This is a genomic window from Flavobacterium sp. B114r, assembly GCF_056824125.1.
The window spans coordinates 5,824,891-5,840,470 of the sequence record NZ_CP124858.1; the positions used below are offsets into that span (position 1 = coordinate 5,824,891).

The 15,580-nt window shown below is 33.6% G+C and carries 15 protein-coding genes and 1 tRNA gene; 4 read left to right on the top strand and 12 right to left on the bottom strand.

Annotation, left to right across the window (positions count from 1 at the left end; all coding sequences use genetic code 11):
* Nucleotides 1-36: 36 nt before the first annotated feature.
* The 7 genes from QLQ94_RS24260 to hisS all read right to left on the bottom strand — a co-directional run bounded on the left by QLQ94_RS24260 (nt 37) and on the right by hisS (nt 7,884).
* Complete coding sequence (locus QLQ94_RS24260; RefSeq protein ID WP_271334462.1) at nt 37-1,200, bottom strand: sigma-54-dependent transcriptional regulator; 1,164 nt, start codon at nt 1,198-1,200, stop codon at nt 37-39.
* 201 nt (nt 1,201-1,401) lie between these two features.
* Nucleotides 1,402-2,718 (bottom strand): ABC transporter permease, encoded by a 1,317-nt coding sequence (locus QLQ94_RS24265; protein ID WP_482498763.1) that lies wholly within the window; start codon nt 2,716-2,718, stop codon nt 1,402-1,404.
* A gap of 7 nt (nt 2,719-2,725) precedes the next feature.
* Complete coding sequence (locus QLQ94_RS24270; RefSeq protein ID WP_271334464.1) at nt 2,726-3,655, bottom strand: ABC transporter ATP-binding protein; 930 nt, start codon at nt 3,653-3,655, stop codon at nt 2,726-2,728.
* A 165-nt stretch (nt 3,656-3,820) separates the two neighbouring features.
* Nucleotides 3,821-4,933 carry a molecular chaperone DnaJ gene (gene dnaJ / locus QLQ94_RS24275; RefSeq protein WP_271334465.1) on the bottom strand — a complete coding sequence of 371 codons (1,113 nt, stop codon included), beginning with the start codon at nt 4,931-4,933 and terminating at the stop codon, nt 3,821-3,823.
* A 100-nt stretch (nt 4,934-5,033) separates the two neighbouring features.
* Nucleotides 5,034-5,612, bottom strand: a complete 579-nt coding sequence (locus tag QLQ94_RS24280; RefSeq protein WP_271334466.1) for a nucleotide exchange factor GrpE — start codon at nt 5,610-5,612, stop codon at nt 5,034-5,036.
* Nucleotides 5,613-5,920: 308 nt separating this feature from the next.
* Nucleotides 5,921-5,991, bottom strand: a tRNA-Trp gene (locus tag QLQ94_RS24285).
* A 465-nt stretch (nt 5,992-6,456) separates the two neighbouring features.
* On the bottom strand, nt 6,457-7,884 hold the full coding sequence (gene hisS, locus QLQ94_RS24290; RefSeq protein WP_482498766.1) for a histidine--tRNA ligase: 1,428 nt from the start codon (nt 7,882-7,884) through the stop codon (nt 6,457-6,459).
* A 216-nt stretch (nt 7,885-8,100) separates the two neighbouring features.
* Between hisS and QLQ94_RS24295 the strand changes: the two genes are divergently transcribed.
* Nucleotides 8,101-9,345, top strand: coding sequence for an ABC transporter permease (locus tag QLQ94_RS24295; RefSeq protein WP_271334468.1), 1,245 nt, complete (start codon nt 8,101-8,103; stop codon nt 9,343-9,345).
* A gap of 196 nt (nt 9,346-9,541) precedes the next feature.
* Here the strand turns inward: QLQ94_RS24295 and QLQ94_RS24300 are convergent, their stop codons facing one another.
* The 4 genes from QLQ94_RS24300 to QLQ94_RS24315 are packed head-to-tail and all read right to left on the bottom strand — an operon-like array spanning nt 9,542 to nt 12,323.
* Nucleotides 9,542-10,069, bottom strand: a complete 528-nt coding sequence (locus QLQ94_RS24300; protein WP_482498768.1) for a hypothetical protein — start codon at nt 10,067-10,069, stop codon at nt 9,542-9,544.
* Nucleotides 10,070-10,094: 25 nt separating this feature from the next.
* Nucleotides 10,095-10,961 carry a peptide chain release factor N(5)-glutamine methyltransferase gene (prmC, locus tag QLQ94_RS24305; protein WP_271334470.1) on the bottom strand — a complete coding sequence of 289 codons (867 nt, stop codon included), beginning with the start codon at nt 10,959-10,961 and terminating at the stop codon, nt 10,095-10,097.
* Between the two features lie 59 nt (nt 10,962-11,020).
* Complete coding sequence (locus QLQ94_RS24310; protein ID WP_482498770.1) at nt 11,021-11,830, bottom strand: hypothetical protein; 810 nt, start codon at nt 11,828-11,830, stop codon at nt 11,021-11,023.
* Between the two features lie 7 nt (nt 11,831-11,837).
* Complete coding sequence (locus tag QLQ94_RS24315) at nt 11,838-12,323, bottom strand: GNAT family N-acetyltransferase (RefSeq protein WP_271334472.1); 486 nt, start codon at nt 12,321-12,323, stop codon at nt 11,838-11,840.
* Nucleotides 12,324-12,428: 105 nt separating this feature from the next.
* On the opposite strand from QLQ94_RS24315, the gene ribD reads away from it, so the two are divergent.
* The 3 genes from ribD (at nt 12,429) to QLQ94_RS24330 (ending at nt 14,957) form a co-directional block, all read left to right on the top strand.
* A complete protein-coding gene (gene ribD / locus QLQ94_RS24320) occupies nt 12,429-13,478 on the top strand; it encodes a bifunctional diaminohydroxyphosphoribosylaminopyrimidine deaminase/5-amino-6-(5-phosphoribosylamino)uracil reductase RibD (protein WP_271334473.1) in 1,050 nt (349 codons plus the stop codon).
* A complete protein-coding gene (locus QLQ94_RS24325; protein ID WP_271334474.1) occupies nt 13,471-14,073 on the top strand; it encodes an HAD family hydrolase in 603 nt (200 codons plus the stop codon). The genes ribD and QLQ94_RS24325 overlap by 8 nt, the downstream gene beginning before the upstream one ends.
* Before the next feature lie 251 nt (nt 14,074-14,324).
* A complete protein-coding gene (locus tag QLQ94_RS24330) occupies nt 14,325-14,957 on the top strand; it encodes an IMPACT family protein (RefSeq protein WP_482498773.1) in 633 nt (210 codons plus the stop codon).
* A gap of 31 nt (nt 14,958-14,988) precedes the next feature.
* On the opposite strand, the gene QLQ94_RS24335 is transcribed toward QLQ94_RS24330, so the two are convergent.
* On the bottom strand, nt 14,989-15,393 hold the full coding sequence (locus tag QLQ94_RS24335) for an acyl-CoA thioesterase (RefSeq protein ID WP_271334476.1): 405 nt from the start codon (nt 15,391-15,393) through the stop codon (nt 14,989-14,991).
* Nucleotides 15,394-15,580: the final 187 nt, after the last annotated feature.

Here is a 15,580-nt window from a genome sequence, read left to right on the forward strand (position 1 = left end):
TTTATTCTAATAGCCAAAGCCTATTGCGCAAAGCATCTATTTGCTTGCAAACATTTTTACGTCATTTTCAGAAATTTCAGTTCCTCCCAAAATGATTAATCTTTCTACAACATTTCTAAGTTCACGGATATTTCCTGTCCAATCATACTCTTGCAATAATTGTATGGCTTGCGCCGAAAATACTTTAACGACATTTCCTTGCTCTAAAGCTATTTTGGCCGAAAAATGTCTTATCAAAGCCGGGATATCATCACGCCTTTCGTTCAATGGCGGAACTTTTATCAAAATTACAGCCAGACGATGGTATAAATCTTCCCTGAAACGACCTTCGGCAATTTCAACTTTTAGATCTTTATTGGTTGCAGCCACAACACGCACATCTACTTTTATATCCTTTTCTGCACCTACTCTGGTAATCATACTTTCTTGCAAAGCACGTAAAACTTTGGCTTGCGCCGAAAGACTCATATCACCAATTTCATCTAAGAAAATAGTTCCTTTATCTGCTGCTTCAAACTTTCCTGCGCGATCTTTTACCGCAGATGTAAATGCTCCTTTTACGTGACCAAACAATTCGCTTTCGATCAATTCACTTGGTATTGCAGCACAGTTTACTTCAATCATAGGAAAATTGGCGCGTTCGCTTTTTTCATGCAATTGATGTGCTACCAATTCTTTTCCGGTTCCGTTTGGCCCCGTGATCAAAACTCTCGCTTCGGTTTGAGCAACTTTATCAATCATTACTTTAATATGATTAATCGCTTCGCTCTCTCCTACCATTTCGTAGTTTTTGCTTACTTTTTTCTTCAGGATTTTATTCTCAACAACAAGTTGTTTTTTATCTAAAGCATTACGAACCGTATTCAATAACCGATTTAAATCCGGTGGTTTCGAGATATAATCAAAAGCTCCCAAACGCATGGTATGAATCGCTGTTTCCATATCGCCATGACCAGAGATCATGACCATCGGGATTTCAGGCTTGATTTTTTTAGCTTCTTCTAAAACCTCAACACCATCCATTTTTGGCATTTTGATATCGCATAAAACCAAATCGTAATCGTTGTTTTTTATCTTTTCAAGACCCGCAACTCCATCTTCTGCCTCCTCTACCTGATAGGTATCATTCTCTTCTGATAAGATTTTTACCAAAACCCTTCTGATCGATGCTTCGTCTTCTATAATTAGTATTTTGCTCATTCTTTTATAAGGTTCAAAGTTGCAAAGGTTCAAAGGCACAAAGTTTAAATTCTTCGTAACCACTAGACCTTTTACCTGTTATTAGTAATATCTTTTTATGTTCTTTATATAATTCTTAAAGTTTCTTATCCCAAGTTACAAAAAACAAATTTCAAAAAACCTTTGAACCTTTGTCACTTTGAGCCTTTGCACCTATAAAAACTAATATTTAAGCCATCTATACAATTCTTTCCAGGTTGGTTTTTTGCCGTACATTAAAATACCAATGCGGTAAATTTTTGCAGCGAACCAAACTGTAAGGAAAAACGTAGCAAACAATAATGATACCGAAATTGCGATTTGCCACCACGGCACTCCAAACGGAAGTCGCATTAACATTACAATTGGCGAGGTCAAGGGAATCATAGAAAACACTACTGCAATGGTTCCGTGAGGATCATTTACAACTGTAAAAAATCCGATGTAAACACTTAAAATAAGCGGCATAATAATAGGCAGAAGAAACTGCTGAGAATCTGTTTGATTGTCAACCGCTGCTCCAATTGCGGCATAAAATGAACTATACAAAAAGTAACCGCCAATAAAATAAATCACAAAACCAATTAGGATACTTGCAATTGGCAGATTCCATAATTCGCTGATATACATTTGAGCCGTTCCTGTCATTTCCTGTTGTGCTGAGTGCATTAATTCAGGTGAAATTCTTGCCGTTGGGCCAACATTTACTCCAAAAAATGCCGAAGCCGCATACATTAATCCTAAACCAATAATCGCCCAAATCATAAATTGTAACAATCCCGCAAGCGAAGTCCCGATAATTTTACCAATCATTAACTGAAATGGTTTTACCGATGAAATAATAATTTCGATAATTCGGTTCGTTTTTTCTTCGATTACACTTCGCATTACCATATTTCCGTAAATGATAATGAACATCATAATCAAATATCCAAAGGCTCCGCCAATACCAATTTTTATCTCATTTAATCCTTTTAGACTTTCTTCTCCGGAAGCTTTTACCAAATGAATATTAACTGCAGATTGTGCTTTTTGAATCGCCAGAGTATCCAGTTGTGCATTTTCAAGATTTATTTTGGTTATTTTTTCTCCTATTACGTCCTGCGTTTTTTCAATAAAAGAAATACTGGGACTATTATTGGAAATAAACTCAATTTTACTTTCTAAATCTTTTAAGTTATTTGTTTTTGGAATAACAATTAAACCATCAAAACTTTCATTGGTAATACTGTCTTTTAATGCTTTTGTATCAATTTGAGATAAATTGAGATATTTAAATTGAGTCTGATTTTTATTCTGCTTTACAAAATCATTTGCAAACAAACCTGTTTCGTCACGAATGGCGATTCGTTTGGTCTCTGCTTTCATCGAACTTAAATAACCAATAAATCCTGCAATTGCCACAAACAATAACGGACTTAAAAAAGTCATGACAACAAAAGATTTATTACGAACTTTTGCAATAAACTCTCTTTTTATAATCAACGAAATGATGCTCATAAATATTTTAATTTTTGTTTTCAGTTACTGTTTGAATAAAAATATCATTTACACTCGGTATTTTTTCTACAAAATGGGTTACCTGTCCGCGTTGTGTCAGAATGTTTAATAACTCATTTGGAGTAGAATCCCCTATTTGAATATCTAATTTCAAATCATCATTTAATGATTTGAAGTTTGCCGGCGAAACGGTAAATTTTTGTGTAATGTCATACATCAAACCTTCTACATTACTCGTTAAAATTCCAACTTCAAAACTATTGGTTCTAAACTGACGTTTGACATCGCTTAGTTTTCCTTCTATTAATTTATTTGATTTATGAATTAAAGCAATATGATCACAAAGCTCCTCAACGCTTTCCATTCTATGTGTCGAAAAGATAATGGTTGCCCCTTGTTCTTTCAAGGCTAAAATTTCATCTTTTATGATATTGGCATTAACTGGATCAAATCCTGAGAAAGGCTCATCAAAAATCAGCAATTTCGGCTTGTGTAATACACAAACCACAAACTGAATTTTTTGTGCCATTCCTTTAGAAAGTTCCTGAATTTTTTTATTCCACCAGCCCTGAATTCCTAACCTGTCAAACCAATACTCTAATTGTACTTTAGCTTCGGCTTTAGACAATCCTTTCATTTGTGCCAAATACAAACATTGCTCGCCTACTTTCATAGAAGTATACAAACCTCTTTCTTCCGGAAGATAACCAATAGTCTGCACATGTTTTGGCTGCAATTTTTCTCCGTCCAAAATTATTTCGCCACTGTCCGGCAATGTAATTTGATTTATGATTCGGATAAGAGAAGTTTTTCCGGCTCCATTTGGACCTAATAGTCCGTAAATACTACCTTTTGGCACATTTAATGAAACTTCGTTAAGCGCTACATAATCACCGTATTGTTTTACGACTTTATGTACTTCGAGTAAGTTGCTCATGCTATTTTTAAGATTTTCTGCTTCAGTTTGATCATTATGACCAAGAGCTTGTAAAAGTAAATAATTCGAAACGAATCTTTGTATATTTAAGCAAAAAACCCATTCTAAATTTACATTAGAATGGGTTTTTTAAAACTTATTTAAATATTTCAGAAAAAGCGAAGCTTATGAAAACATATCTTTTACTTTTTCAAAAAATGATTTTTCTGATTTTTCAGGACTTGGAATAAAGTGTTCGTCGGTTAAAGCATTTTCAAAAAATTGTTTTTGCTCTTTATTCAACGTTTTTGGCGTCCATACATTTACATGAACCAATAAATCACCACTTCCGTAACCGTTGATACTTGGAATACCTTTTCCTTTTAATCTTAAGATTTTTCCGGATTGGATACCTTCTTCTAGCTTAATACGAACTTTTCCGTTGATTGCTTCAATATCTTTAGAAACTCCTAAGACTGCTTCAGGAAAACTGATATACAAATCATAGTGAATGTTTTCACCTTCACGTTTCAGGAATTCGTGCTCTAATTCTTCGATAGCAACAATTAAATCACCAGGAATACTATTTCCCGGAGCATCATTTCCTTTATTAGAAACTTTTAATTGCATACCATCAACAACTCCAGCAGGAATTTTGATTGAAACAGTTTCATCTTCTACAACCATTCCTTGTGCATCTGCTTCTGAAGGTCTTTTATCTAAAATCTGACCAGAACCACCACAAGTAGGACAAGTTGTTGCAGATTGCATTCTTCCTAAAATAGTATTGGTTACACGCATTACCTGTCCCTGACCGTTACAAGTCGAACACGTTTTGTATGTTACTCCTTTAGCCTGAACTTTACGTTTTACTTTTACTTTTTTCTCAACACCATTCGCAATTTCTTCTAAAGTTAATTTTACTTTAATTCGAAGATTGCTTCCTTTAGCACGACGAGGACCTCCGCCTCCGCCTCCGAAACCGCCAAATCCACCTCCAAAAATATCACCAAACTGGCTGAAAATGTCATCCATATTCATACCACCATGGCCACCACCACCAAAACCACCTGAACCATCAAAAGCCTGGTGTCCGTATTGGTCGTATTTTGCTTTTTTGTTAGGATCGCTTAGCACTTCATAAGCTTCTGCCGCTAGTTTAAAGTTTTCTTCTGCCTCTTTGTCGCCTGGATTTTTATCCGGGTGATATTTAAGCGCACTTTTTCGGTACGCTTTTTTAATTTCGACAGCATCAGCACTTCTTGTTATGCTTAGTATTTCGTAAAAATCTTTTTTCATAATTAGAATAAATTCCATCCAATCCCAAAGATTCGGGACAGGATAATTTCAAACTTCAGTTAACTAATTACTGAACTCCAAAACATTTTATTTGCATTTTTTAGTTTCCGGTAACAACTTTAGGGAAACGAATGATTTTGTCTCCTAATTTGTATCCTTTTTCGATAACATCAACAATTTTCCCTTTTAATTTCTCAGACGGAGCTGGGATTTGGGTAATTGCTTCAGCAAAATCAGCATTAAAAGCATCTCCTGGTCTAACTTCAATTTGCTCTAAACCTTTAGAAACCAAAGTGTTTTTTAATTTTTCATGAATCAACTCAACACCTTTTTTCAGATTTTCATCATCAGATTTGTTGATTTCAACAATCGCTCTGTCAAAATCATCCAAAACAGGCAGCATTGCTACCAAAACATCCTGGTTTGCAGTTTTGAACAAATCTATACGCTCTTTTGAAGTTCTTTTTTTGTAATTTTCAAATTCAGCAAATAGTCTCAAAAACTTATCTTTTTCTTTTGCCAAGTCTTGAGCCAATTGCTCTTCAACACTTAATTCTTCAACAATTAATTGTTCACCGTTGGCATTGTTCTCTAACGTTACATCATCTAATTCCTGATCGAACTCTGTATTTTCCGTAGTCATATTACTTTTATTTTTAAAAATATTCTTAAACTTCATTTTTTATTCTTTCTTTTGGATTGCAAAAGTACTGCCAAATCTTATAAAATGTCAAATTGTCACTTTATTAAAACTGAACTACTTAAAAAGCAAAACCAGTCAGATAAAATTTATTATAATTTTAAGACTATTACGTTTTAGTTTATACTATATTTGAGTTCCAAATTGAAAACTAAATTATTACCAAAAATTGAATTTAAGGGTTGGCCTCGGCTTTATAAATAATTATTAATTCAAGTTTACCTTATATTAAAAAAAGCTTCGACTATTTCAGACGAAGCTTTTTTTTATTTGATCTGTTATAGTTGCACGGGCGGAGGGATTCGAACCCCCATCAACGGTTTTGGAGACCGCTATTCTACCCTTGAACTACGCCCGTAACTTAAGGTCGGCAAATTAAATGCTTTTTTTTCTTTCTCACCAACAATTTCACGCAAATTTTCAAAAGTTTTAAGCTGATAAATGCTAATATTTCAGTAACACAATCACCGCCAAAGCTTTGTAAAACACAACTTCTTCTATTAGAACAAAAAACTTTACGAAATTAACCGCAAGGAACGCTAAGATTTTAAAAATATAGTTTTACAAAAACACAAAGTTCGCAAAGCTTTGTGTTAATCCAGCTTTGCGAACTTTATGTTTTCTATGCGTGAAGTAAAATTAATTCCAGCTCACTTTGCGGTTAATTTTTCGCCACGAATTTCACGAATCTTTACGAATTATTTTATCAATAATCATCACAAAGCTTTGCGGACTCCATCTTCTTTAATCAACTAAAAACTTTGCGAACTCTGCCTAAATCTTAGCGTTCTTTGCGGTTAATTTCGTAACGCATTTAAACCTCTTAAGCCAGCAATACAGCCTTCAACCCTTCAAAATCAACAGAAACCTGTTCTCCTGTCACTAAATTTTTAAGAGAATATGAATTTGATGCAATTTCCTGATCTCCTGCAATTACAGCAAACGGAATCAAGCGCTTATCTGCATATTGAAACTGTTTTCCAACCTTTACATTATCCGGATACAATTCTACTTTTATATTTTCTTTTCTCAATTTTTGAATGGCTTGTGAAGCATATAAAGCCTCTGCATCTCCGTAATTTATAAACAATGCTTTTGATGTTGCCGCAACAGTTTCAGGAAACAATTGCAATTCTTCCAGAACTAAATAAATACGATCTAATCCAAAAGAAATCCCAACACCGCTCATGTTTTTCAAACCAAAAATACCGGTTAAATCATCATATCTTCCGCCACCGCCAATAGAACCCATTGATACCGATTTTGGCGCTGCTACTTCAAAAATAGCCCCAGTATAATAATTCAGTCCACGGGCAAGAGTCACATCAAGATCCAAAGTGGCTGTTGACAAACCTAAAGTTGCCACATTGTCACAAATAAACTTCAATTCCTCTACTCCTTTCATTCCTTCCTCAGATTCAGCCAATAAATTTGAAAGCTGACTGATTTTATCTGCAAACGATCCTGTAAAGTTAAAAAGCGGCTGAACTTTCACCAAAGCCTCTTCAGCAATACCTTTCTCGATCATTTCTTTTTTCACACCATCTTCACCAATTTTATCCAGTTTATCAAGTGCTACCGTAAAATCGATCAATTTATCTGATGCTCCGATCACTTCGGCAATTCCGGATAATATTTTTCTGTTATTAATTTTTATCGTAACACCTTCAAGACCTAAAGAAGTAAAAACCGTATCATACAATTGAACCAGTTCTACTTCCTGCCACAATGATTTTGAACCTACAACATCAGCATCACATTGATAAAATTCCCTGTAACGCCCTCTTTGAGGTCTGTCAGCTCTCCAAACCGGTTGAATTTGATATCTCTTAAAAGGAAATTCAATTTCGTTTTGGTGCTGTACCACGTATCTTGCAAACGGAACAGTTAAATCGTAACGCAATGCTTTCTCTGAAATTTTTCCGGTAAATTTATTTAACTCAATTCTTTGATTCAAATCTATTGTTTCTGCAGAATTAGATTGTAATGCTTCTATGGATTCGGGTAATTCGATTTTATTTTTATTAAAGAAAAAATTACCTGAATTCAATATTTTAAAAATCAAACGATCGCCTTCTTCTCCATATTTCCCCATTAAGGTATCTGAATTTTCAAACGAAGGTGTTTCGATTGGCTGAAAACCAAATTTCTCAAAATTATTTTTTATGGTCTGAATAATATATTGACGTTTTGACACCTCTGCAGGTGAAAAATCTCTTGTCCCTTGCGGAATACTTGGTTTTGAAGCCATTTTTTTTAGATCTTTAGATTATTAGATCTTTAGATTATTAGATTTCCTTTGCTTGAAGTCTTAAATATAAATGATCTTTTTAGATTATTGGATTTTCGCAGAATTTAGATTCCTCATAAATTCTAATCGACTGCAAATATCTTGTTTTTTAAAATAAATAATGCTTGTTCGAAAACAAACTTGTAACAAAAAACGTATTTTCGTGACAAATTGGTCATGATGCTAAAATTATTTAAAGAAAATATCCGAATTGCTTTTGGTTCTATCAAAACACAATTACTGCGTACTATTCTTACCGTTTTAATTATCGCAATCGGGATTACCGCTTTGGTTGGAATCCTAACCGTTGTAACGGCACTCGAAAATACTATTTCGACCAATTTTGCTTCTATGGGAGCAAACACTTTCAATATTAATCAATACGAAAACAACCTTAAAAATCGTGGAAGTAATGAGCGTGAAATTGTAAATCCAATTATATCCTATCCGGAAGCAGTTGCCTTCAAAAACAAATACAAATATCCCTTTACAGAAACTTCCTTGTCTTTTACGGCTACAAAAACCGCAGAAGTTAAATATTCTGACCGAAAAACAGATCCGGAAATTACCATTCTTGGTGTCGACGAGCATTTTATCGCCAACTCAGGTTTAGAGGTAAGTTTAGGACGAAGCTTTAATCAGTTTGATATTGACAACAATACCTATTCGTGTGTTGTAGGATCAGATTTTGAGAAAGGTTTATTGAAAGATGTAAATCCAATCGACAAAATAATTTCTATTCGCGGTGCTCGTTTTAAAGTCATTGGAGTCTTAAAAGAAAAAGGGTCAACGTTTGGAAACAGTCAGGATTTACGTGTTTTAATTCCAATTCAGGTTGCACGTTCCTTATTTACTGCTCCAAACATCAATTATACATTGAGCGTAATGGTTGCTAAAAAAGAACTTTTAGACGAAGCTATCGATAATGCTACAAGTACAATGCGAAGAGTTAGAAAACTGAGTCCGATTCGTGAAAATAATTTCGGAATTGGCAGAAGTGATGATTTGATCAATCGTATCTTGGGCATCACAAAATATTTAGGCTGGGCTTCCTGGATTATAAGCGTTATTACCATTCTGGGATCTTCAATCGCTTTGATGAATATCATGATCGTTTCGGTGACAGAACGTACTCGCGAAATAGGGGTAAGAAAAGCTTTAGGAGCAAAAAAGACCACTATTGCTGTTCAGTTTTTTATCGAAACTTTATTGATTGGACAAATTGGCGGTTTGATTGGAATTATAATCGGAATTCTTTTAGGATTTGCAATTGCAACTGCAATGAGTTTTGTATTCGTAGTGCCTTGGGTGGCTATTTTTGCTGCTTTTGCAACCAGTTTTACCGTTGCCATCGTTTCAGGTTTATATCCAGCAATAAAAGCCGCTAAACTTGATCCTATCGAAGCTTTGCGCTATGAATAGTTTTCAGTTTTCAGTCTCAGCTTACAGTAACAAATAAAATTGATAGTATTTGAAGCAGAAATTAATTGTTTCAAAAAACCATTAGTCCCGCTATTAGTTTCAAACTTTTATGCCAAACACCGGCATAAAAGATTTTTCACTGCTATCGGGGCTAGATTAGAAATTTCATTCTTTTAAGATCTTTTATAAATGAAATTCACAAAGTCTTCTCATTATTGCGTTTTTTATCAAAATGTGCTTTAATATTTTTGCTAATCATTGGAAAATCACTTTCAAAACATAATCCTAATCTAAAACCATCAGATGGTGCGGTAGGCCTATACTGATTTTCTTCATGAAGCCTATACACTATTTCCGGGATCGCATTTTCAAATTGTAATGCTATAACATGATTATTTCCTCTTGAAATACTACCTTCAGGAACCCATCCGTTCCATAAAGAATGAATAAGTTTACATTTTTGAAAAAGATATTCTTCAGGATTATTTTTATTAAAGACACAATCAAAAATTTCTAATAATGGTAAGGCATCAGGAGCGCGAAATGTCGCCAGTAGAATTTCATTTTCAGCTTTATGCCAATTTATAAAATCATAATAAGAATTAGTTTTTACATGGTTTTCAAAACGTTTTTCAACAAGTTCTTTTACAGACTTAATTGCTATGGTCGAAAAATAAGCATCCATTTCAATATAACTTCGTTCAGTATCAATTTGATCTTCCATCTTAGGTTTTTGTTATATAATCCACCTACAACGCTTTAGAAACCTTGCAAGAAATCATGCGGTCATTATCGTATATATCTTTTCGCAATTCGATGTTTTCAAAATTCATTTTTTCTAACAAATCTTTCATTTCGCATCCAAGATACTGATTGATTTCAAAATACAATTGTCCGTTTTCCAGCAGATTTTTCTGAGCCAGTTCAGCAATTTTTCGATAAAAGATCAAAGCATCATTGTCTTCTACAAAAAGCGCCAAATGCGGCTCGTGATCCAGAACATTCTTCTTAATTTCTTCTTTCTCTAAATTACGAACATAAGGCGGATTTGAAACTATAATATCAAAATTACATTTTAACGCCTCCGTTTCTAAAATATTCTGAAGTATAAAATTGACTTCAACCTTATTATTAGCTGCATTTTTCTTAGCGGTTTCGATAGCTTTCTTCGAGACATCAATAGCATACACTTGTGCATTTGGAATGTTTTTCGCCAAAGAAATGGCAATGCATCCGCTTCCTGTTCCAATGTCAAGAATTTTGATTTTTTTAGCTGGATTAATCTTCGAATTTTCATTGATAACCCATTCTACCAATTCTTCTGTTTCAGGTCTCGGAATCAGAACATTTTCATTTACCTCGAACTCCATACCATAAAAATGAGTTTTACCCAATAAATACTGTATAGGAATCTCTTTTTTTAATTGACTTAGTAATGAATCCCATACCACAAAATCACTTTCTGAAAAAGTCAATTCATGATTTAATGCTAAATCAATTTGTCGTAATTTGTGTTTGTCTTCTAAAATTAAATAGAAAAAACTTTCTGCTTCATACGCATCGTAAAAGGGCGATAACTCTTTAATAAACTGAGTGCGGTATTGTTTAATTCTCATTTATACTTGAATTTATATTTAAGCAGTCTTTAATTTAACACTTTTATATCTGGGTTCTGTTAACAATCGAATTGTATTGCGATTTGAGAAACTTTTTTTACCGGCTCATCATTTTCAGACTTCGAAGAAAGAAATAACATCACACGTGTTTCCTCATAATCTCTGTTAGCACCAAAAATAAAATCCAGTTTTCCGTCATTATCAATATCTCCGGCAAAAAGTAATTCAACAAAAGTATCATTGAAAGTCTCTACTTGCAAAAGCAATTTTTCAGGACCGTTATTCGCTTTCAAATAAAGCTTATAGTTTTCTACTTTTTTATAGATCTCTTGCTTATTATCATCTAAGCTTCTTTTTTCAGTCGAAAGTACTTTTCCTTCAGCCCTGAAAACATAGTCAGTATCATTGAATTTTAAAGTTACTTTTTCACCTGGCCAGATCTTGTTTTTAGCCAATTTCAAAGACTTTATTTTTCCTAATTTCAATTCCGGATAGTCCATAAACAAAAGTGATTTATTTTTAGAAACAATTGATCTTAAAGAATCACCAACACATTCATCAAATCCTTTTTCGATTGTAAAATCAGCCTTCCCTAAATAATATGTTCCAGCTTCCTCGAATAAATCAATCCAGTTTTTATTTAAAGAATTAGCAGGGTTCTTACCCCGATCATCTCTATAACCATCTGGCAGCAAAATTTCAAAATCGTTTTTTATATCCTCATCCACAATATCTTCATCCCTTACGACAGAATCTTTAACAATTTGAGTCTTAACAGGAATTTGAGATTTTTGAGATTTTACTAGTTTATCATCTTTACAGGAAACCAAAATCGAAAACACCAAAAATGTAAGTATTATATTTTTCATAGCAATTTTACAAGTTTTTCAACATCCAGACTGGACAAGAACTATGCCCTGTATTTCCTAAAGGAGCATCTAAATATTCAAAACCTGATTTTTTATATAATTTCTGGGCAGCATGCATGAATGGCATGGTTTCGATATAACATTTTTCGAAACCAAAATCTTTTGCCTGTTCTAAACATTTCTGCATCATTTCAGAACCAATTCCTAAACCTCGCGTCTCTGGCAAAAAATACATCTTTTGTAATTCACAAATCCCAGGATCTCCATTTTCCAGCGGCGCAATACCTGCACAACCCAAAATTTTTCCTTCGTTTTCAACTACAAAATAAACTGATTGCGGTTTATTATACTCCTCAAACATTAAATCTAAATATGGATCTTCGTAAGCTGTACCCACTTTTGGAATTTCCATTTCATCAAAAACTGATCGTATTAATTGAGCAACTTCCTGATTGTCTTCTTTTTTAATTGACCTGATAATGCAATTTTTCATATTTCCTTATTCCTATACTATATTACAAAAGTAAAATAGTTTTTTGATAGTTTCTTAACTATATCGTTAACTATTGAACTAAACAAAAATAACTACTTTTGTATTGTGAATATACATGAAAAATACATAAAACGCTGCATCGAGTTAGCAGAAAATGGCTTTGGAACCACATATCCAAATCCAATGGTTGGAAGCGTAATTGTTTACGAAAACAAAATTATTGGCGAAGGCTGGCACAAAAAAGCCGGAGAACCACATGCCGAAGTCAACGCAATTCGATCTGTAAAAGACAAATCGCTCTTAAAGAAGGCAACTATCTACGTGAGTCTTGAACCTTGCAGTCATTTTGGCAAAACACCGCCATGTTGCGATTTAATTATAGAGCACCAGATTGCGAATGTTGTTGTTGGAACTGTTGATCCTAATGAAAAAGTGGCCGGAAATGGTATTAAAAAATTAATTGCCGCCGGAGCAAACGTAACCGTTGGTGTCTTAGAAAAAGAATGCAATGAGCTCAACAAACGTTTTTTTACTTTTCATCAGAAAAAAAGACCTTATATTATATTAAAATGGGCCGAAAGCCAGGATGGTTTTTTATCTCCTGAAAAAGAGATCAACAAAGACAGAAAACCTATCTGGATTACTAATCAATATTCCAGACAATTGGTTCATAAATGGCGCAGTGAAGAACAGGCAATTTTAGTAGGAACACAAACTGTTATCGATGACAATCCGAAATTAAATACCAGGGATTGGGCAGGAAATAATCCTGTTAGAATTGTTTTAGATCAGCACAATCGTATCGCAAAAGACAGTTTTATTTTTGACAATAGTGTAAAAACAATTGTATTTACAAAATCTGAAATAACCTTTTCAGAAGAAAACACTAACTTTGAAGTAATTGATTTTAATCAAAATATAATTCCGCAGATAGTAACTGTTTTGTATCAAAACCAAATTCAGTCTGTCATTATCGAGGGCGGGTTACAAACTTTACAATCTTTTATTGATCAAAATATCTGGGATGAAGCCCGAATTTTTATCGGAGAAATCACTTTCGAAAAAGGAACAAAAGCACCGGTTATTCAAAAGAAAAACACAACTAAAAGTTACGTTCAAAGCGACGAATTACTAAACATTAGAAATCATGATTGATACTATAATTTTTGACTTTGGAGATATTTTTATCAATTTAGATAAACAAGCAACCATTTCAGGATTGCAGCAATTAGGCATGACGGAGTGGAATACTGAATTAGATCGTTTGAATCTTTTATTCGAAACCGGGGATATTTCGTATGATGATTTTTTGGCCGGATTTCAAAAAGAACTTCCAAACGCTTCAACTGAAGAAATATTAAAAGCATGGAATGCTGTTCTTGCAGATTTCCCTTTGTATCGATTAGAATTTCTACAAATGCTTTCTCAAAAATACCGCTTATTTCTATTGAGCAATACTGATTCGATTCATATTGCTACTTTCGAAAACAAAACTGGAATTTCATTCTATAGCGATTTTTACCAATGTTTCGAAAAAGTCTATTTTTCATTTGAAATTGGAATGCGAAAACCAAATGCTGAAGTTTTTCATTACCTGATCAACAAACATGAATTATCTCCAAAACGAACTTTGTTTGTAGACGATAAAAAAGAAAACACGGACTCTGCCGCCGCATTAGGTTTTCATATCTGGAATTTACAAGTTGGACAGGAAGATGTTGTAGATTTATTTGAGAAAAAGATATTGTAGCTAACGTATACTTTGTCAAAATGATTTACAATTATTGATGTAATTAACCGCAAAGAGCGCTAAGGTTTTTTATCTATCTGTATGATCAGAAAATGCAAAGTTGGCAATCCCGATAGCTATCGGGATTGTATTGAATCCGGCTTTGAGAACTTTGCGTCTATAAAGCCATGCAAAGTAAAAAACCTTAGCGCCCTTTGCGGTAAAATTAACTCTACGGCTAAAAAACAATAAACTAATTTAGAAATTTACTTTTGGAATATAACGACACTTACAAAACCATAGCCTTTGAATCTGAAGAAATACTTTTTAAGGAAAAAGGAAGTAAGTTCTTTGGATACGCCTTTCCTATAGAACACGAAGACGAAGTAAAACCGATTATCGAAAACTTAAAGAAACAGCATCCTCATGCTGTACACTATTGTTATGCCTACCAATTAGGCACAGCACCAAAAATTTCTTATCGTGCCAATGACGATGGAGAACCAAGCAATACTGCCGGAGCTCCAATTTACGGACAAATACAATCTTTTGGCTTAACAAATATTTTGGTTGTCGTAGTTAGAATTTTTGGCGGAACAAAATTAGGCGTTGGCGGATTAATAGCAGCTTACAAAACGACAGCACAAATGACTCTCGATGTTTGCGAAATTATCAAAAAAACTATCGATGTTCATTTTTTAATCTCTTTTGATTATAAAAACATGAACAAAATAATGCGCGTTATTAAGGAAAAAAAACTGGAAATCACGTCTCAGGAAATGGAAATTGATGAAGTTTCAGGCTTACAAATTGGCAAAATTAAGACAAAAACGCGCAAAAAAAATGCCGAATCAGTATTCGACATTTTTGATTTAATGTTTGAAATCGATATCAAAATTATATAAATTGATACAAAAACCTATCTCATTTTAACAATTATATCAATGTTTCAAACAATTCTAAAATGTAATCTGGAGGCGCCGTCGGACGACCTGTTTTTAACGAAATAAATACTAAAATAAACGCCGCCGTTGTTAATAACTCATTCGCTTCGTTATAAATCGCACACTCGAATTCGATCTTAACAGACGACTGACTTTTGAAAGCGGTATGAATCGTAAGAAGCTCATCGTAGCGTGCTGATTTTTTATAATTTATTTGCATGGAAACAATCGGCAATCCAATTCCGCTTTCCTCCATACTTTTATACGAAATCCCTTTGTTTCTAAGCCATTCCACGCGTCCTATCTCAAAATAAGGAACATAATTTCCGTGATAAACCACTCCCATTTGATCGGTTTCAGAGTAACGAACACGCACTTGCGTTTGATGATTTTTCATTATTTATATATTAAAAAAATTTAAATTCTTAAAGTTCACTTACAACATTTTTTTATAAAATTAGAGGGCAAAATATTTTTTTTTACAGAAATTTGTTCACATATTTGTTATCCCGAAATACGGAATAAAATTGCTCCTTTTTTATTAGGAGAATCTTTATCAATAATAAAAAAATTTATCTGAATCT